Below are 19515 nucleotides of genomic sequence, written 5' to 3'. Positions count from 1 at the left end.
GGAGAGATACGTTGTGAGCCTGACCAAGAAAATGAAAGAGAGCGGAGTTCGGCAGAAAAAACGAAAGGAGCTTGCCGCTCGAATAGCGCGGGCAGGCCTGACGCTATTTCTTGAACGCGGATACGAACAAACGACGCTGGATGACATCGCAGCAGCAGCAAACATATCGCGGCGAACCTTTTTCTCCTACTTTAAGTCCAAAGAAGATGTACTGTTCGGATATGCGGGTAGCGGGTTTGCTGATGCACTAATTCCGGCAATTATGGAAGACACGTCAACCGATGAACCACTAAGTCTTGCTCGCATGTGCTTTATAAAACTTGCTACCAGGTTTGAAACCAGAGAATCCGTCCTCGCAGACAAACTGCTTCGGTCTACCGAAGCACTGCGCATCCGTAAAGACGGTTTGTCACTTCAACTCGAGCAGTCTTTAACGGAAGCGTTCTGGGCCCGCTGGCCTGATGTGGAGCGACGGGAGGAGCTACGGTTAACATCGATGATTGCAAACGGCCTGCTGCGCATCGCACTTGAGAAGTGGCGTAGCGGTTCAGGCAAATTTTCGCTCGCCTCTTGCATCGGGGAGACTTTCGACTCTCTGGAAAAAATGCGTTGCGCTAAAGCACCTCTGCTTCTAAGCCCTAAACTTACGTGTCAGTGACAGCTTTGCTCCAGAGGCGGACGTTGAAGCAGACATATCATCTCCGGTGACGCCTCCTATGTTACCAGCAGCCAGTACAACGCAAACAGCGGGCTGGTAAATAACTGAACTTTGACAAAAAACCTATCATTCCCAAAAGAAGAGACTCAAAAAGTGCTCTTTTTTTCCTCGCATCTCTTGCAATTTATTATCGTAAGATATAAAACTAGCGCTATCTTACGATACAGTCGTAAGACATACTTAAATCAGGAGAGCACTATGTTTAGAGATATGTTTAACCCACGTCGCGGTGGACACCCGGATGCGCACGACCGTGATAGCGACGGCTTTCAGCAGGCGGAAAGCCGTGAAGAAGCGATGGAAATGATGTTTGACCACTGGCGTCAGGCCATGCGTCATGAGCGTATGCGTCGCCGTGAGGAAGACCCGCGCAGTGAACACCACCATTGTCGTCATGACGATCCGCGCAGAGAACGTCATCACCGCTGGTTTGCCGATCGCTGGGGCGATCGTGGCGAGGGGCGTCGCGGACCGCGTGGCGGCCGGGACGATGCCGGACATCGCGACCGCCCTTCCTTCCTTCGCGGCCGTAAGTTTGGCGCTGATGAGCTACAGCTGCTGCTGCTGTCGCTGCTAAAAGATCAGGCCAGCTATGGCTATGAGCTGATTAAAATTCTGACGGACAAGAGCGGCGGTTTCTATACGCCAAGCCCCGGCGTGATTTACCCGGCGCTGACTTATCTGGAAGATGTCGGATACGTCACCGTACAGCAGGAAGGTAACCGTAAGCGCTATGCGATTAACGAGCAGGGAGAAGCCCATCTTGCGCAGAATCAGTCGGTTGCCGACGCGCTGATGGCTAAGCTGGCGCTGTTCGCCAGCCATAGCGATTCGGTGAATCAGGCGATGTTTGAGCACCGCCAGCCGTTTTCTCCGCTGCTGACCCAGGCGATCCACGATCTGCGCAGCCAGCTACATCAGTACCACAGCAGCGATGAAGCCACTCAGCGTGAAATTGCTGAAATCCTGAATCAGGCGCTGAAGAAAATGCGCGGGACCACGCGCTGACCAGAACGGGCTTCGCTTCAGAATTTCCAGGCCAGAAACAGAGCGTATCTGAGCTGGTCTGCATCTTCCACTACCGGACTGTCGGAGGCGTGATCTTCAAGATGCGAAGCAAAGGTGCGGAACCCTACCATCCACGAGCGAGTGATCTGATAATCCGCACCCAGCTCCAGCCCTACCTGTTCAAGGCCGCTGCCAGCATCGTAACGCTGAAGGCCGCTGCGGGAGGACTGAGCGGAAGACACCCCGTACTGCGTCTGCATATAATCGCTGTCTGCCCAGCTAACGCTGGGCCCGGCGAACAGGCGCAGATCGTCCGTCGCCTGCCACTGAGCATGAGCATAGGTCGTGAATCTGAATCCCTGATCGTTGCCGCCAATGTCCTGAGTCAGGATCGCCCCGCCGGTGAAGAATCCGTTTTTGTAAGTGCCGGAGACAAAGGCGCGCGGCGTGACGGAAATGTCACCCATCCCCTTCAGGTGATCGTCATCTGACTCCTCGCGCGGGAAGAGATCGGAGCCCACTCCCAGCGAAAGCTGCCAGCGGTCGGTATCATAAAATTTCCAGCCCGCCGCCGTGAGCGTATCCACCCCGCCGATAAAGAACGATCCGTACTCAACTTTTAGCGCTGGCACAAACGACAGCTTATTGTCTTTCGCTCCGCTGTAAGCAGGCTTCACACCAAGGCCACCGCCGATAAAACCGTGCAGAGTATCGGCATTGTCATCGGCACTGGCCGATAGCGGAACTAAAGCGGCGAGCAGCGTAGCGGATAAAGCGGCGGGAATAATGGCGCGCATCAACAATGACCCTTTGTTTACATAACGAAAATTAACCAGAGAAAGCTGATTTAATCAGCCTGCTGTAAACCGGCTTTTTAGCGCAGGTAAAGTTATGTAACAGAAGTAAGACAGAATATGTTCAGGCGCCCAGCGGAATACTTACGGTGAAACACGCTCCGCCGGAGGGAATATTGGCTAGCGTCACCGTGCCGCCGTGGTATTCGCAGACGGCTTTCACCAGCGCTAATCCCAATCCGGTGCCACCCGCCCCATTCTGCTGCGGCAACCGGTAAAAGGGGGCAAAAATCCGGCTGATTTCTCCATCCGGAATTCCTTTACCCCGGTCGCTGACGGTAAATATAAAATGCCCCGTCTCGTCAGGATGTAAACTAACGCTAACCGGTTGAGCGCCGTGCTTTAGCGCGTTTTCAATCAGGTTCCGCATCATCCGGCGGATCAGGGTGGGATCGGTAAAGGCGATGACGTGGGCGGTGTCCAGCTCTACCTCACTCCTTGCGCACTCTTCCGCCGCAATGGCGGTCACGTCGGTACGTTGAACATCCCGGTTTTTAAGCGCTTCCGCCCCTTCCAGCCTGCTCATGGTCAGGATCTCTTCCACCAGCTCGTCCAGTTCCGCAACGCTGTGGCGCAGTTCGTCAGCGGCCGGTGACGTCTCTGACGCCAGCAGCGCCGAGGCCATCTGAATGCGCGCCAGCGGTGAACGCAGCTCGTGCGAGGCCCTGGCGAGCATGTTTTTTTGCGCGCTGACCAGTTTTTCCAGCTGGCTGGCGGAGCGATTATAGCTCAGCGCCAGGCGAGCCACCTCATCATTGCCGGAAACGATCACTCTGGAGGAAAGCTGCCCGTTGCCCAGAGACTCAACGCTTTGCTGGAGAGTTTCCAGCCTGGCGGTCAGCCGCCGGACTATCGGCCAGGAAACCAGCGCTACGGCGAAGGCCATCGCCAGCACCATGCAGATAAAGATCCAGGGACGGTTGGCACGATCGATGCTCAGCTGAACCACCAGCACCCGGCCGTCGGCGAACTGCCAGACAAATCGGGTACCGGCCCAGTCGTCAAAATAGCCGCCCGGCCTGATGCGTTCTGGATAAGGCATCGGCGGGTTAAGTGGATGGCTTATCAGCTTGCCGCCGGGCGTAAATAACGCAAACCGCGTATGCGTTCTGGCGATCCATTGATCGACAGCCTTAGCCTGCCGCGCCGTGGAAGCGCTGGCAGGAGGAAGGCTTTCTTCGACGATGTCGGTGAAGGTCGCGAAGGCGTTAAGATGGCGATTGTTATCATCCAGCCACAGCCAAAGGGCGATAGTGCAGAAGACCACCGCCAGGATTGCGCTGGTGACGGCAAAAAAGATCTGCTGATACATTGGATAATCGGTCAGCTTTTTCACGATGCGACCTGCGGCAGGCGCGAAAAAACGTAGCCAACGCCCCTGACCGTGATAATGCGTGTCGGCGTACGGGGATCGTCTTCGATTATCTGGCGAATGCGGCCAATATGCACGTCAATCGCCCGGTCAAAGCTCTCGTAGGACTCGCCGCGAACGGCCTGCCAGAGCTGTTCACGGTTCATCACCCTGCCAGGATTTCGCGCAAGGGCCAGCAATAAATCAAACTGCATCGAAGTCAGAAGGCACAGACGCTGGCCGACGGTGACCGTTCTGGCGGCAGTGTTAATTTCCAGCTGACCAGCGCGAATAAGATCTACCGTATCAAGCAGGTTTTTGCTAACCCGACGCAGAATTGCCCTAATCCGCGCCAGCAGTTCTCTTGGCTCAAAGGGTTTGGTCAGATAGTCGTCGGCACCCAGTTCCAGGCCAATAATTCTGTCGGTGGGCTCGCCGCGTCCGGTCACCATAATAATTGCCGGATCCCAGCTACAGGTCGCGCGAATATAGCGACACACGTCCAGCCCGTCGGCATCACTAAGCATCAAATCCAGCAGGATCAAATCGAACGAGCGGGCGTTGAGCGCCGTATAGGCGCCCTGGGCACTGAGGGTATGCACCACTTTTAGCCCGTTCTGCTCAAGATACGGCACGATCATTTGGGCCAGGCGCTCATCGTCCTCTATCAGCAACAGGGAGGAACCGCCAGCGAGAGGTTGAAGCATTAACAGGCTGCCTTATCAGGGGATTGAATCAGTTGAGACAACAGTTTTCGCACTATGATAAATCGGCATGACATTTTTTCACACTGGCAGGCTGGCCCTGTCATTGGTTAACTTCCCGGAGCCCACTTATGACATCTCTGACAATCGACTCCAAAAAAAATGGCTCCGCGAGGGAGCCATTCTGGCCGTTACTGAGGATCAGAATTTATAGCTGGCGGTCAGCGAGAAATTCCGTGGCTCGCCGTACACGGCGTAATCTGAATCGACGGTGGTGTCGTACTTTTTATCGAACAGGTTATTCAGGTTAGCCTGAACGGACAGCTGCTTAGTCAGCTGATAGCGGCTGAACAGGTTAACCAGCGCATAGCTGCCCTGCTCCGCGTACAGCGTGCCGCTGCCTTCCGGGCCGTTGACGTTATCCCAGACGTGCGTCTGCCAGTTCACTCCGCCACCGACGGTCATCTCCTGTAGCATCGGCAGGCGGTAGCTGGTGAACAGCTTCAGCTGGGTGCGCGGAAGCTGAGGGTTCACCGCTTCGCCATTGCGATCCTCCGCAATGTAGCGGGTGCCGCCAAAGGTCATCTGCCAGTTATCGGTAATTGCGCCGTTGATTTCAAACTCTACGCCGCGGCTTACCGTGCCGCTTTTTCCTTCGTAGGCGGTATCGGTACTGCCCTCGATCAGCTGACCGGTGCTTTGCGCCACGTTATCCAGTTCGGCGCGGAACACTGACACCGAGGTGGTCAGACGGCTGTTAAACCAGTCTGATTTCACCCCTGCCTCGTAGTTTTTGCCGATAACCGGCGCCAGGTAAGCACCGCTGCTGTCGCGGTACTGCTGAGGCTGAAACACTGAGGTGTAGCTGGCATAGGTTGACCAGTTTTCGTTGATATCGAAGACCAGCCCGCCGTATGGGGTAATGTTATTTTTTTCCATATCCTGCGTCAGGGTATGGGTGCTCCAGCGGGTATAGCGTGCGCCAAGGATCAGGTGCAGCGGATCGGCGAGAGAAATGCGGGTAGCCATATAGGCTGATTTCTGTCGCGTTGTATCATCCTGCGCCAGGCTGCGCGGGCCCCAGTCCGTTTCAGGATACTGTCCGTCGTAATCGTTAAAATCACCCAGCTCTTCGGAAGAAATATTAGAGAAGGCGCTGTAATAGGTATTCCGCTGTTTGGTATAGCTGACGCCCGCCATCAGTTCGTGCTGACGCCCAAACATCTCGTAAGGGCCGCTGACAAAGCTGTCCACCCCATCGACTTTACGCTTGCCGGTGTTGTAGCCCGTACCGGCGACAACCGGATAGCCCGCATACTGCGAGACGCCCGCGCCGGTATTTTTATCAAAGTAGCCATCGACATACATCAGCTTGCTGTCGATGAACGTCTCGTTATGGGTGCCGTTGAGGGTCAGCTGCCAGCCGTTATCGAAGTTTTGCTTAAGGGTAACAAAGGTTTTTTTACTCTCTTTGTCGTTATAGGCCCAGTCCGGCGCGGTGTTAAAGCCGCGACGGTAATCCGTTTTGCTGCCGTCCAGATACCAGCGCGGCGCACCGCCCCAGGTAGGACGATTGGCGTTGGTCTGCTGAAACTCATAGCCAACGGAGAGCGTGGTAGAGTCAGTCAGATCCGCATCAATGGTGCCATAGAAAAATTTCTTTTCAGCGCTGTAACGCTCGATATAGCTGTCGTTATCCTGATACCCCGCCACCAGACGCCCGCGAACGTTGCCGGATTCGCTGAGCGGCGTAGAGAGATCGGCTACGTAGCGCTGTTTATTCCAGCTGCCGTAGGTGGCGGAGACGTCGCCGGTAAACTCTTTGCTGTCCGCATGTTTGCGGATCATATTTACCGACGCGGAAGGGTTGCCGGTTCCGGTCAGCAGGCCGCTGGCGCCGCGCACCACTTCAACCCGTTCAAAAAGCGCCGCGTCGGACTGCGCGTCACCAAGGTTCCAGATGGTATCAAATACGGTTGGGATGCCGTCGACCATATAGTTATCAATCAGGAAGCCGCGGGAATAGTAAGTCCGGCGGTCCAAATCACCGACGTCTTCCTGAATGGCAGTGGTGTTGTCTAACACCTGGCCAAGCGTCTGCAACTGCTGATCTTCCATCCGCTGCTTGCTGATAATGCTGACGGACTGCGGAATATCGCGGGCGATCAGCGACATTTTTGTTCCGGCGCTGGTCACCGGCACGCTGTAATCGGTGGCTGCCGAATCGGCCGAGCCGCTCGCGGAAGCGTCGACGGTCATCGTCTGCTGTTCGGCAGAGTCACTCTTTGCGGCCTGAGTCGACGCTGTCGCTGCTGCTGCAAAAGCGCCCGACACCGGAAGTGAGGTGGCGATCAGAACGGCAAGAATGGAATAACGTGAAGTGATTTTGAACGTGGCCTCGTGGCTGGCGCGGTTTTCACTGACAGGACCTGGAACAAAAAACATCAATACTTCCCCGGATTTTTTAATTTTATGCCGCTACATTGCTGGCACCCCAAATGCGAATGAGAACTATAATTTTTTTTATTTCTTATGTAAAAGAATATTAAGGAACTTTTCAGAAATTAGTAAGTCGAGGAATAAATGCGCGGAAGAACGGTTAAGAAATAATAATTAATGCCGTTAAGTGAAGGTTATCACTGGCGATGTAGTACAGCGTAATGATGTGGTCCAGCGAGCGGCGGCGGGACTGTCTGAAGGCGTTCAGCCTCAGGCCCAGCCGGCCGCTCGTTACATTTTAAGATTACAGCGCCAGATCGACCACCACTCGCCCTTCTATCTTGCCTTTATGCATTCGCTCAAAAATAGCATTAATATTACTGAGCGGTTCGACGGCAATATTGGCCTTCACTTTGTGCTGTCCGGCAAAGTCTAAAGCCTCCTGCAAATCTTTGCGCGTACCGACTATCGAGCCGCGAACGGTGATGCCGTCCAGCACCATATTGAAGATCGACAGGTCGAATGTTCCCGGCGGCAGACCGTTTAGCACCATAGTACCGCCGCGTCGCAGCGTCCCCAGCGCCTGCTGGAAGGCCTTAGGCGAAACGGCGGTAACCAGCACGCCGTGCGCGCCCCCGAAACTCTGCTGGAAAAATTCCCCCGGATCGACGTTTTTCGCATTAGCCACTACGCTGGCGCCGAGGCGTTTCGCAAATGCCAGCTTGTCATCGTCAATGTCAACCGCCGCTACGTTCAGCCCCATTGCCACCGCATACTGAATAGCCATGTGACCCAGTCCGCCAATCCCGGAAACCACTACCCAGTCGCCCGGCTTGGTGTCGGTCATCTTCAGGCCTTTATAAACCGTCACGCCAGCACACAGGATCGGCGCTATCTCATTGTACTCAAGGTTATCCGGCAGGCGGCCCACGAAGTTAGCGTCGGCCAGGCAATACTCCGCGAAGCTACCGTTGACCGAATACCCGGCGTTTTGCTGCGAGTGGCAAAGGGTTTCCCAACTGTCCAGACAGTGCTCGCAGTGGCCACAGGCGGAGTACAGCCAGGGCACTCCCACGCGGTCGCCCTCTTTGAGGTGCTTTACCCCCTCGCCAACCGCCACCACGTAACCGACGCCCTCATGACCAGGAATAAAAGGAGGCTGCGGTTTCACCGGCCAGTCGCCTTCGGCGGCGTGCAGATCCGTATGGCAGACGCCCGTCGCCACCACTTTCACCAGCAGCTGACCTGGTCCCACTTCCGGGATTGGCACTTGCTCAATGACTAATGGCTCGCCAAACGCTTTCACTACTGCGGCTTTCATCGTTTTCATCTTTCAGTCCTCAAGGGAAAAGGGGCTCAGAACAGCCCTAAAGGTGCCGTGTCATAACTGACCAGCAGATTTTTCGTTTGTTGATACTGGCTAAGCGCCATTTTGTGGGTTTCACGCCCGACGCCGGACTGCTTGTAGCCGCCGAAGGCGGCATGAGCCGGATAAATGTGATAGCAGTTGGTCCAGACTCGTCCCGCCTTAATGCTGCGCCCCATGCGCCAGGCGAGATTGCTGTCACGCGTCCAGACGCCAGCGCCCAGCCCAAACTGGGTCTGATTGGCGATCTCCAGCGCCTCTGCTTCATCTTTGAAGGTGGTCACCCCGATTACCGGACCAAAAATTTCCTCCTGGAAGCAGCGCATCTGGTTATCGCCCTTGATCAGCGTTGGCTGAATATAGAAGCCGCTATCCAACGCGGGAGAAATAACGGCACGGTCGCCACCAGTGAGAACCTGTCCGCCTTCCTGACGGGCGATGTCGATATAAGAGAGGATTTTGTCAAATTGCTGACGGGAGGCCTGCGCGCCGATCATGGTATCGGTATCCAGCGGATCGCCCCGGCGGATGGTGGCGACTTTTGCCATCACCCGCTCCATAAATGCGCTGTAGATGGACTCATGAATCAGCGCGCGCGAAGGACAGGTACAGACCTCGCCCTGGTTAAAGAAGCCCAGCACCAGCCCTTCAACGGCCTTATCGATAAACTCCGGCTCCGCCTGCATCACGTCAGCGAAATAGATATTTGGCGACTTGCCGCCCAGTTCTACGGTGCACGGAATGATATTTTCTGCCGCGCAGGCCATGATATGGCGGCCAACCGGCGTCGATCCGGTAAAGGCAATTTTCGCGATACGCTTGCTGGTTGCCAGCGCTTCTCCGGCTTCCCGGCCAAAGCCCTGCACCACGTTCAGCACCCCTGCCGGGAAAATATCACCCGCCAGCTCAAGCAACAGGGTGATGGCGAGCGGAGTTTGTTCTGCCGGTTTTAGCACCACACAATTACCTGCCGCCAGCGCGGGCGCCAGTTTCCATGCGGCCATCAACAGCGGGAAGTTCCACGGAATAATTTGCCCCACCACGCCAAGCGGCTCATGGAAGTGATAGGCGGCGGTATTTTCATCAATCTCAGCCGCGCTGCCTTCCTGCGCGCGCAGACAGCCAGCAAAGTAGCGAAAGTGGTCAACGGCCAGAGGAAGGTCGGCATTCAGGGTTTCTCGGATCGGCTTACCGTTATCCCAGCTTTCCGCCACGGCAAGGTATTCAAGGTTAGCCTCGATCCTGTCGGCAAGCTGTAACAGCAGGTTGGCGCGCTGCTGAACGCTGGTTTTACCCCACGCCTCGGCGGCCCGGTGCGCTGCGTCGAGCGCAGCATTAATGTCCCTTGCGTCCGAGCGGGGGAACTGCGCAATATCACTGCCATTGACCGGCGACGTATTCATAAAATACTGGCCGCTGAGCGGCTCTTTGAACTGGCCGTCAATGAAATTACCGTAGGTCGTTTTGAAAGAGACCAGCGATCCCTCAGTACCTGGATGTGCATAACGCATCGCAAACTCCTTTGTAGGATTAGATTTATCAGAGGCTGAACGCCGCCATCTTGATTTAGTGCAGCGTTTCTCTGCGCTGACAGAGTTGTTTTGCAGGGGTTATGCCAACTCGGCGAAAAAATATAACTTGTTGTTTATAAAGTAATTAAAATCAGTCGCATTTTCTCAGTGTGACTGAGCGCATGAAAAATTCGGCTTCTGTGTTGCAAATCGCAACGTCTTAAAACCCGAGAGGCTACAATGTCGCAACACTTTGGTTACATTGACGAGGTTATCCATGCAGGGAAAAATGTCAGCGGCCCGCCCTTCCCCGATCGCCACCACGCCACTGCTCAGTGACTCCTGGTTTCGCAGCCAGCTTTATGGTCTGGACCGGCAGGCTGATGACTTCCCTCGTGTGCGTCAGGGCGAGCTGGCCGACCTGCTGGCCAGCAACGCCGGGCTGCAACAGTTTGCCCAACCGGCGATGAAGGGACTGGCGGAAAAAATTGCCAATAAGCAGTCGGTCGTGGTCCTCTCTGACGCCAGCGGTCTGGTGCTGCATACAACCGGCGACATGCAGTCGATGCAGAAAGCTCAGCGATTCGCCCTTGCGCCGGGTAACCTGTGGAGTGAATGTGGCCGGGGAACCAACGCCATCGGCACCGCGCTCGCCATTGATGATGGCTGCGAAATTTTCGGTCACCAGCACTATCTTGCCAGCAACCAGGGGCTGTACTGCGCGGCGATGACTCTGCAAACGCCAAACGGGCAAATCGCAGGCGTATTGGATATCTCTGGCCCTTCGAACTACCCCCATCCCTCGACGCTGGCCTGGGTCAAAGACGCGGCTAAGCAAATTGAGTACCTGTGGGTTAAGCAGAGCCTGCATCCCGATCAATGGCTGATGAGCCTGCACCCTCAGGTTGAAGGTATTGACCGGGTTGAGGAGCTGCTGCTGATTTTTTCCGATAATGTGCTGATGGCGGCGAACCGGCTGGCGATGCGCGAGCTGAATCTGGATGCCGGGCAGTTCGGATCTCTGCTCTTTCAGCAGCTCTTTCCGCAGACGGAGCAGCTGGCTAATACCGTGCCGCAGCCGCTGGTTCACCTCAGCCAGCAGCGCTATTTTTATCGCCTGCGAGCGCCAGCCCGTCGCTACTACCCTGCTGCGCCAGCGGTGGTCAGGCCGCAGCCTTTCGCCCTGCGCGGCGAAGGCGACAAAATGGTCAGGTTGCTCAACGCTGGCGTTTCGCTCTGCATTTATGGTGAAACTGGCAGCGGCAAAGAATTCGTCAGCCGCACGCTGTACCAGCAGAGCCGCTGGCAGCAGGGAAAATTCGTCGCCATTAACTGCGCGGCGATCCCTGAGTCGCTGATTGAGTCAGAACTGTTTGGCTATCAGCCGGGGGCGTTTACCGGCGCCAGTAAAAATGGTTACATCGGCAAAATTCGCGAAGCTGACGGCGGCGTGCTGTTTCTGGATGAGATCGGCGATATGCCGCTCTCCCTGCAAACCCGGCTGCTGCGGGTGTTGCAGGAAAAAGAGGTGGCGCCGCTTGGCTCCAGCCGGAGCTGGCCGGTGAACTTCGCCGTGATTTGCGCGACCCACCGGGACCTGGCGCAGCGCGTAGCGGCTGGCGAATTCCGTGAGGACCTGCTGTATCGCCTGCAGGAATTTTCTTTGACGCTGCCAGCCCTGCGCGACTGGCCCGAACTGCCCGCGTTTATCGGGCAACTGTGGCAGGAGCTTGGCGGTACTGAGCGTAACGTCACTCTTTCAAACGAGCTGATCGACAGACTGTCCAGCCATCCGTGGCCCGGAAACGTCCGGCAACTGCGCAGCCTGCTAAAAGTCCTGTTGGCCCTTGCCGAGGACAATGAACGTCTCGATTGCGACAGCCTGCCCGCTGAATTCCGCGACGACAGCCGTCATGCTCTGCCCGCCCTTCATCAGCATCACGAGCAACTGATAACCGAAACCCTGCAACGTTTTAATGGTAACGTCAGCAAAACCGCGAAGGCGCTTGGCGTCGCCCGTAGCACGCTTTACCGGCGTGGCGCGCGGGGAAAACAATGACCGGTTAAAACCGTTGGTGATCTGGGCTGCGGAAGTTTTGGCGGTTCGGCTTTAACCCCTGATAAATGCAGTAGTGGACTTTGCACTGAGCTGTGTTAGTGCCTGGGCTCAGATTCGGTCTTTTTTCTTCCAGTTGGCCCAGGGGCTATCGGTCGGCGTTTCTGGCGACGAGGCGCGGGAATCTTTCAGCGACGCGATATAGAGATCCTCCACTTCCTTTCTGGCCCAGGGCGTCCGGCGCAGAAACTTCAGGCTGGACTTGATGCTGGGATCGTTTTTAAAGCAGTTGATCGAGATGCGTTGACCCAGTTCGTTCCAGCCATAGCGTGCGACCAGCGCAGTGACTATTGCCTCCAGAGTCATGCCGTGCAGAGGGTCCTTCGAAGTGTGAGTCATAGTGTGCTCTGTCAGCCGGGAGAAATTGCGCACACCATACTGAATGCCGCTGCTATGTGCAATCTTCGTCCGCCACAGGTGACAATGTCACATAAAGCGCCTTAACGCGCGCTGGCCGCGCCTGTTCAGACTTCAGGCCGCGCCGACAAGCCGGGAAGAAAGTCATTCTATTGCCAAATTAATCCCCTGTTTACCCTCTTATTTCCGCCTTAGCGTTAAGTCAAATTCCACTACAATAGCGACACGCTGGAGAGTACTTTGCTTTCCACTTCTGACTAGAAGGTCTTTATTGCGTGGCAAAATCATTTTTACGCAGCGGAAGTCTGGATGCCGTTCTGCCTCTTGGTGAGAACGGCCAGCCAGTGTACCTGTCGGCCCTGCAACTGCGGGAAACGCTGCGGCTGAGAAAGCAGCCGCAGATTGCCGACTGCCTGGCTATTCCCCAACCTAATGATGCTGGCGATCGCCTGGACTGGTACTCACCGGTTTCCGGTAAGGTCATTTCCTGGGCCGCCGCCAGCGAAAACGCGCGCGGTCACGCGTTGAACCAGCTGACGGCGTGCCAGCAGGCCGTTGCTGAAATGTGCCGCAAGGCGCAGCAGTCGGAGAAAAACAGTCAGAAGCTGTTTGGCGCCCTGCTCGCTAAGGCGCTGCAATTCCCCGACCAGAATTTTGTTTATCTGGTCGGCGGCAAGCCGGTGATCACCTTCTGGGGCTTTGTCAGCCTGGAGAAAAAATCTCGTCAGGATGCGCTGGACTGCCTGCGTCCGCAGGAGCACGATGAGCCGCCGCTTAACTTGTCAAAGCTTGCCGCCGTGGTCGCTCCGGTGGCGCCCCCTGCCGTTTCGGTTGCCGTACCGGCCCCCGTCGTCGCTGAACCTCAGCCAGAACCCGCCGCGCCCGCGCCAGATGCGCCGGTGATCACTGCTCCAGCTGTGCCTGTAACCAAGGCACCCGCGACGAAAAGTAATCTGATCCGCTACGGCTGGATGCTGCCTGCCGCCGCCCTGCTAATCGCCTTTGGCGTACAGCTCAAAGGCTACATTTCCCAGCCTGAAGCCGTTATGCAAACTCCGCCGGAAGTGAAAGAAACAGAGCCAGCGGCGGCAGAAACGGCACAAACCGAGGCGCCAGCGGCCAAAACGGAGGCTCCGACGAATGCGGCGCCTGCACCTGAGGTCAGCACGTCGCCGGCATCCACAGCTACGCTGCCGGTCGCCACAGCCAGCGTCAGTCCGGCCCCGTCTCAGGTTGAAACGGTTCCAGCCGCCGTCGAAAATGCCCCAGAGGCTCCGGCTCAGCCGCCAGCGGCAGACGTGCCCCCTGCCGCCAAAGACGATTTAGTCCTGCCTGCGGACCAGGTGAAACTCGGTTCAACCAAATTCCTCAACGGCAGCTGGCGAGTCATGGTCGGCGGAAAATACCCCATTACCGGGAAGCCACCCAGCCTGCGCTATCAGCTGAAGAACGGCAAAGGCAGCGCCAAAATCACTCACGGTGACGGCGTCAGCTGCCGCGTGGATGTCTATGCGGGCCTGATGAAGTCCGGCAACCTGGTGATCAATACCCGCACAAAAGCCAAATGCAGCGACGGCTCCCGCTATCAGATGCCAGAGCTGGTATGTAGCCAGGGAACCGCTGGCGCCGCAGTCTGTAGCGGTCAGTACGACGCCAGTACGGTGTTACCGATGACGATAAAGCGCGAGAGTAAATCATGATGCTGGCGACGATCGCTGATTTTAAACCGAACATGACGCTGATCCAGAACAGCGGAATTCAGTTCCTTGACTTTGCCCTGACGCCGGAGCCTGATGACGATCTGCCGGGAAGCTTTGTCCGCCAGACCGCTAACGGTCCTCTGCTGCGCCTGAACTTTAACGCGCAAAATGGCAAGTATTTGCTGCCGGTCAACGCTGGCACCACGCCGGAAGTGGTTAAGCCAGAGTTCAGCTTCCCCCTCTCGCAGTCGCTCAGGCTGCTGAATGGCATCTGGCTGCCGCTGCCCTTTTTCCGCTTCAACCCGCCCCGCACCTTTATCGGTGGTCCGGATAACTGGGCGCGTTTGCAGATTATCGCGCTGGATAAGCCCGACGCCAATGGCAACACGCATCGCGTATGCCTGGCCTTTGAAACCCGCGTCTGGGCCGAAGGGGAAGATGAGTCGCTGGCGCTGAATGAAAGCGACGTGAAAAACGGCGTCAGCTTCGCTTTAGCCCACCGCAGCAACGAACTGGGCGAATTCCTCGACCATACCTGGATTGACGGCTGGCTGCGCGAAGTGTTTACCCAACAAGCGACAAACGTTGAGCAGCGTCCCCAGGTAAATATTCGTACCGCCCTGCGCGAATTTGAATATCAGGCGCACTACCTGAATATTTTGCATATGCTTGGGCATCAGCTCTCTCTGCCAGAGCTGAAAATCAGCGCGGCCACCTTGCAGGAGCCAGCCGTGCCGGTCGACCTGATCCTTGACGTCGGCAACTCCCATACCTGCGGGATCATGGTAGAGGATCACGTCGACGATCATCATGGCCTTAAGCACACCTATGAGCTGCATCTGCGCAATCTCAGCGCGCCGCACCAGCTATATAACGAGCTGTTTGAAAGTCGCGTGGAGTTCGCTCAGGCCTCCTTCGGCAAGCAGAACTTCTCGGTGGAGAGCGGCCGCGATGACGCCTTTATCTGGCCCTCGATCACCCGCGTAGGCCGTGAGGCCAGCCACCTGGCGCTTCAGCGTCTGGGAACCGAAGGCGCAACCGGCATCTCCAGCCCGCGCCGCTATCTGTGGGATGAAGAGAGCTATACGCCGGGCTGGCGCTTCAGCCGCACGCCAGGCAATGCCACCCTGGAACCGCTGGCTACCGCCGCGCCAATGACAAACCTGGTGAATGACGACGGTCAGCCGCTTTACAACCAGCCGCTGGATGAGCGGCTGCCGGTGTTCTCGCCGCAGTACAGCCGCAGCTCGGTCATGAGCTTCATGCTCTCCGAGCTGCTTGCCCAGGCGCTGATGCAGATGAACAGCGCGGCGCAGCGCCAGAAAATGCTGCACAGCAGCGCCCCGCGCCAGCTTCGTCACATTATCCTGACGCTGCCTTCCGCCATGCCGAAGCCGGAGCGGGAAATTTTCCGCCGCCGGATGAACGAAGCCATCGCGCTGGTGTGGAAAGCGATGGGTTGGCATCCGGCAGACGAGGACTTTACCAGCGCCAAAGACAAGGCAAAAAGCACGGTGCCGGTGCCGGAGGTACAGATGGAGTGGGATGAAGCGACCTGCGGCCAGATGGTTTACCTGTATAACGAAACCCAGGTTAACTTCGGCGGCCGCGCCGAGGCGTTCTTTGTCAGCATGGCTCGCCCGGATCGCGCCCGCGCGGTGGACGAACCGCCGGGCAAAACGCTGCGCATTGCCTCGATCGATATTGGCGGCGGCACCACCGACCTCGCAATTACGCAATATCGCCTCGATGACGGTGTCGGCAACAACGTAAAAATAATGCCTCGTCTGCTGTTCCGTGAAGGGTTTAAACAGGCTGGCGACGATATCCTGCTGGACGTGATCCAGCTCTATGTGCTGCCCGCCCTTCAGGCCGCGTTTAAGCAGGCCGGAATGGTTAACCCGGAAGGCGTGATGACCCGACTGTTTGGTCATGAAGGCCGGCTCGATGGGCATTCCACGCTGCGCCAGCAGGTGACGCTGCAACTCTTTATCCCGGTTGGACAGGCGATCCTTGAAGCCTACGAAAGGTTCGATCCGCTGGAGCTGAACGCTGAGGTGGATGCCCGCTTCGAAGAGTTGCTGGCGCTGCCGCCAACCAGCAAGCTGCTGGACTACATCAACCGCGAAATCCAGCGTGAGCTGCCGGGCGAAGCCGAAGAGTTCAACATTTTGCGCGTGCCGCTGGTGGTCAAGCTGAGCAAACTGCACGCCGAGTTCCTGTCACCGCGCATGAACATTACCCACAGTCTGCGTTCAATGGCCGAAGTGGTGGCCGTCTATGATTGCGACGTCCTGCTGCTGACGGGGCGCCCCTCTCGCTTCCCTGGCGTTCAGGCCCTGTTCCGCCATTTGCAGCCGCTGCCGGTAAGCCGCATCCTGTCGCTCGACGGCTATCACACTAACGACTGGTATCCGTTTAATAAACAGGGGCGTATTGAGAACCCGAAATCTACCGCTGCGGTCGGCGCAATGCTTTGCCTGCTGTCGCTTGACCTGCGCCTCGCGAACTTCTGGTTTAAGGCCGGGGATTTCCAGCCCTATTCCACCATCCGCTATCTGGGAATGCTGGACAGCAACGGTGCGCTGAGCAGCGATAATGTCTGGTACGGTGATATCGATCTGGACGAGGAGACATTCAGCCTCGATGCCCGCCAGCGATTCCAGGTGCGCGGCGCGCTGACGCTCGGCTTTCGCCAGTTGGATAATGACCGCTGGCCCGCTTCTCCGCTCTACACGCTGTCGATTGCCGACCCGCAGCTGGCACGCCGCGTGGCGGGCGATAAGGTGTTGAAAATCAGGCTGGCTGTAGCCAAAGACAGCGGTGAGTATGGCCCGGAACGGTTTGAAATTACCGACGCCACCCTGGATGACGGTAGCCGCGTACCGCTGGAACATTTGCGGCTAAAGCTGAATACCTTAGCCAGCAGCGGTTCGGGATTAACCCATTACTGGATTGACAGTGGGAGCGTATACAAGAAATGAAACCCTTGACGCCTAAACAGTTGTCGGGTGCCTTCGGCAGAAAACTCGAAGCCCTGACCAAAGGTATCGAACGGTCGGTCGCCTGGCTGGACAGCGCCCGCGAGACCGCGCCGCGCCTCAATATGGAAGCCGATCGTCTGAGCGTCAGGCTGCAACGACAGCGCAACAAAGCAGGCAACCTGCTGGAAGCCGTCGGCAAAGAGTGCGCGATTGGCTTCTTTGGCCTGGCGCAGGCGGGAAAGTCTTATCTGATTACCGCGCTGGCCGCCAGTGAGAAAGGCAAAATGGAGCTGGCGCTTGGCAGTTCGGTGCTGGAGTATCGCCAGTTGAATCCTCAGCAGCAGACCGGCACCATGGTGGTTCGCTACAGCGGTCAACAGGCGCGGGTGGATAACGAGTGGCCGGTTCAGCTGTCGCTGCTAAGCGAAGAGGAGCTGGTCGCGATTCTGGCGGACCTCTGGGCGCGCCGCAGCGGCCACCAGTCGGCCTCGCTGGATGAGCAGCAGATCGCCGAGCGGCTGAAAACGCTGGCGATGTACCGTCAGCCGCAGGCGATCGACGGCATGAACGCCTGTGATGTGGTGGCGCTATGGGATCGGCTCAGCAGCGCCCAACTCTGCGTCAGCAAAGCGCTGGATGCCCATTTCTGGCCGCTGGCCGTAGAGCTGGCGCCGCTGCTTGGCGTGGACGACCGCGCCAGGCTGTTCTCGCTGTTGTGGAATGAGGATCGTGAACTGACCGCCCTCTATCGCCAACTGGCGCACGTTCTACACCATGTCTCCTGCGTACCGGGCGTGCTGGCTCCGCTCTCCGTACTGGACGACGCCACGCAGAGCGTATTGAACTGCAACGGCCTGCGCGACTTCAACGCCTCATCCGATCGGGTGATCCAGGTGGTGCCGCAGCATAATGGGCGTAGCCTTCAGCCCGTCAACCTCGCGCTGGCTGAGCTGGCGCTGCTGGGCCGTGAAGTACTGATGCCGCTGTACAGCAGCCCACGCGAAACGCTGTTTGAACAGGTGGATCTGCTGGACTATCCAGGCTTTGATGAGCCGGACGTGCTGCCCGATGACCCACACCACCAGCTGGCGCTGGCTTTTATCAGCGCCAAGCGCCCTTTCCTGTTAACCCGCGCGGCAGAGCGTCAGGATGTTAGTCTGCTGATGGTGTGCAGCGCCGTCGGTCACCGGTCGGAAACGCGTGCCGTCGGTCGCGTGCTGGATAACTGGGTGAAGCAAACACAGGGTGAAAATGCTCAGGTTCGCAGCGGCCGCAAGCCGGGACTGATCTGGGCGTTGACGCCGTTCGATCAGCGTATTACTCGCGGACAGAGTTTCGACGCCGCCGTACAGCGCTACGTCGGCAATCCGGGCGATGCCTGGGGTTCGATGCTGGCAATGGATGAAAAAGGCGTCAGGCGTATGGCGGGCTGGCTGATGACCGAGGTTCATCGTGAGGCTAAACTGGCCAGATTGCAGGAGCAGAGTGCCGAGATCCGCCGTGAACTTAGCGACAACCTGCTGGGCCGTTGGTATCTGGCATCGGAGAAAGAGGAGCCGCAGGCGCGGCTGAGGATTGCCGGAACGCTGCTGAAAGCCTTGCAGGCGCGTACCGGCGTTCACGGTGAACTGCTGGAGCGGCTGCTCCCTTCCCGCGAAACGCTGCGCCATCTGTTCCTTCAGCGCCAGAATCCGGGGGAACGTCCGCTGGTGGAAGAATTCACCCTTAGCGAAGAGGATCCTTTCGGCATTGGCATGAGTATCGATTTGCTGAGCGACGATCCGCTGGCGGATCGGAGCAGCACCCCGGAAAACGGCGCGTCGGATGAGCCTGAAGCGGCGTTTGCGCAGCAGGTTTATCGTCACTGGATCAACTCACTCCGTCAGTTGCCCGATCAGGGCGCGCTGCTTGAGCTGCTTGGCGTCAGTAAGCCTACGCTGGAAATGCTGACTGAAGAGCTGGTCACCGCCAGCATCCGTCTTGAAATTGAGGCCTCGCTGGTAAAAATGCTCACCGATCCTGAAGCGCCCGGCACGCCGCCGGAGATGATGGCCGATTGCCAGGTTTCCAGAGCGCTCAGCGTAATGGGCGATTTTGTCGCCTGGCTTGGTTTCCTGCACCTGCCGGAGGCCGAACGGCCGGACAGTAAAATTAACCGGGGCAAAAAGATCTTCGCCAAGCCGGAAACCCAGACCGCCAGCCTTGGCCCAGGTCAGAGGCTGACCAGGCTCGACCTGAAGCCGAATAATTATGCGGCCTGGTATATTTATGACTGGCTGGTGGGGCTGAACGAAATGATTTTGCAAAATGCGGGCTACTCCGCCGCCCGTGAAATTGACGGCGAACACCGCGAACAGCTGGCCGCCATTCTTAAGGCGATTGACTGACTGGCTATGCCCGATAGTCC

The 19515-nt window shown here is 57.3% G+C and carries 13 protein-coding genes; 6 read left to right on the top strand and 7 right to left on the bottom strand.

Going from position 1 to position 19515, the window contains the following annotated elements; translation table 11 throughout:
- The first annotated feature begins 13 nt into the window (after positions 1–13).
- Entirely contained in the window at positions 14–658 is a 645-nt protein-coding gene (locus tag NG99_RS10735) for a TetR/AcrR family transcriptional regulator (RefSeq protein WP_052130650.1), read from the top strand.
- A 258-nt stretch (positions 659–916) separates the two neighbouring features.
- Positions 917–1726, top strand: a complete 810-nt coding sequence (locus NG99_RS10730; protein ID WP_052130649.1) for a PadR family transcriptional regulator — start codon at positions 917–919, stop codon at positions 1724–1726.
- Between the two features lie 17 nt (positions 1727–1743).
- Here NG99_RS10730 and NG99_RS10725 read toward each other — a convergent pair whose 3' ends face one another.
- The 6 genes from NG99_RS10725 to exaC form a co-directional block, all read right to left on the bottom strand.
- On the bottom strand, positions 1744–2523 hold the full coding sequence (locus tag NG99_RS10725) for a MipA/OmpV family protein (RefSeq protein ID WP_034892058.1): 780 nt from the start codon (positions 2521–2523) through the stop codon (positions 1744–1746).
- A 121-nt stretch (positions 2524–2644) separates the two neighbouring features.
- On the bottom strand, positions 2645–3916 hold the full coding sequence (locus tag NG99_RS10720) for a sensor histidine kinase (RefSeq protein WP_052130648.1): 1272 nt from the start codon (positions 3914–3916) through the stop codon (positions 2645–2647).
- A complete protein-coding gene (locus tag NG99_RS10715) occupies positions 3913–4638 on the bottom strand; it encodes a response regulator transcription factor (RefSeq protein WP_034892053.1) in 726 nt (241 codons plus the stop codon). Before NG99_RS10715 ends, NG99_RS10720 begins: the two co-directional genes overlap by 4 nt.
- Before the next feature lie 198 nt (positions 4639–4836).
- A complete protein-coding gene (fhuE, locus tag NG99_RS10710) occupies positions 4837–7080 on the bottom strand; it encodes a ferric-rhodotorulic acid/ferric-coprogen receptor FhuE (RefSeq protein ID WP_034892052.1) in 2244 nt (747 codons plus the stop codon).
- Between the two features lie 298 nt (positions 7081–7378).
- Positions 7379–8404, bottom strand: a complete 1026-nt coding sequence (gene adhP / locus NG99_RS10705) for an alcohol dehydrogenase AdhP (RefSeq protein ID WP_034892051.1) — start codon at positions 8402–8404, stop codon at positions 7379–7381.
- Between the two features lie 26 nt (positions 8405–8430).
- The gene (exaC, locus tag NG99_RS10700) at positions 8431–9951 is read right to left on the bottom strand and encodes an acetaldehyde dehydrogenase ExaC (RefSeq protein ID WP_034892050.1); all 1521 of its coding nucleotides are present in this window, start codon (positions 9949–9951) and stop codon (positions 8431–8433) included.
- A gap of 277 nt (positions 9952–10228) precedes the next feature.
- Between exaC and NG99_RS10695 the strand changes: the two genes are divergently transcribed.
- Entirely contained in the window at positions 10229–12010 is a 1782-nt protein-coding gene (locus tag NG99_RS10695) for a sigma-54-dependent Fis family transcriptional regulator (RefSeq protein ID WP_034892049.1), read from the top strand.
- Between the two features lie 108 nt (positions 12011–12118).
- Here the strand turns inward: NG99_RS10695 and NG99_RS10690 are convergent, their stop codons facing one another.
- A complete protein-coding gene (locus NG99_RS10690) occupies positions 12119–12406 on the bottom strand; it encodes a VF530 family protein (protein WP_034892047.1) in 288 nt (95 codons plus the stop codon).
- 293 nt (positions 12407–12699) lie between these two features.
- Here NG99_RS10690 and NG99_RS10685 point away from each other — a divergent pair, with 293 nt between their 5' ends.
- From NG99_RS10685 to NG99_RS10675, 3 genes are read left to right on the top strand one after another with little or no spacing between them, the layout of a single operon-like run.
- A complete protein-coding gene (locus NG99_RS10685) occupies positions 12700–14124 on the top strand; it encodes an SrfA family protein (protein WP_034892045.1) in 1425 nt (474 codons plus the stop codon).
- A complete protein-coding gene (locus NG99_RS10680) occupies positions 14124–17108 on the top strand; it encodes a virulence factor SrfB (RefSeq protein ID WP_034892115.1) in 2985 nt (994 codons plus the stop codon). The genes NG99_RS10685 and NG99_RS10680 overlap by 1 nt, the downstream gene beginning before the upstream one ends.
- Positions 17105–19495 carry a virulence factor SrfC family protein gene (locus NG99_RS10675; protein ID WP_034892043.1) on the top strand — a complete coding sequence of 797 codons (2391 nt, stop codon included), beginning with the start codon at positions 17105–17107 and terminating at the stop codon, positions 19493–19495. Before NG99_RS10680 ends, NG99_RS10675 begins: the two co-directional genes overlap by 4 nt.
- Positions 19496–19515 lie beyond the last annotated feature (20 nt).

It is taken from the genome of Erwinia typographi (assembly GCF_000773975.1).
In the GTDB taxonomy this organism is placed as follows: domain Bacteria; phylum Pseudomonadota; class Gammaproteobacteria; order Enterobacterales; family Enterobacteriaceae; genus Erwinia; species Erwinia typographi.
Note: the sequence above shows the minus strand (reverse complement) of the source record. Positions and strands in the feature narration are given on the sequence as shown.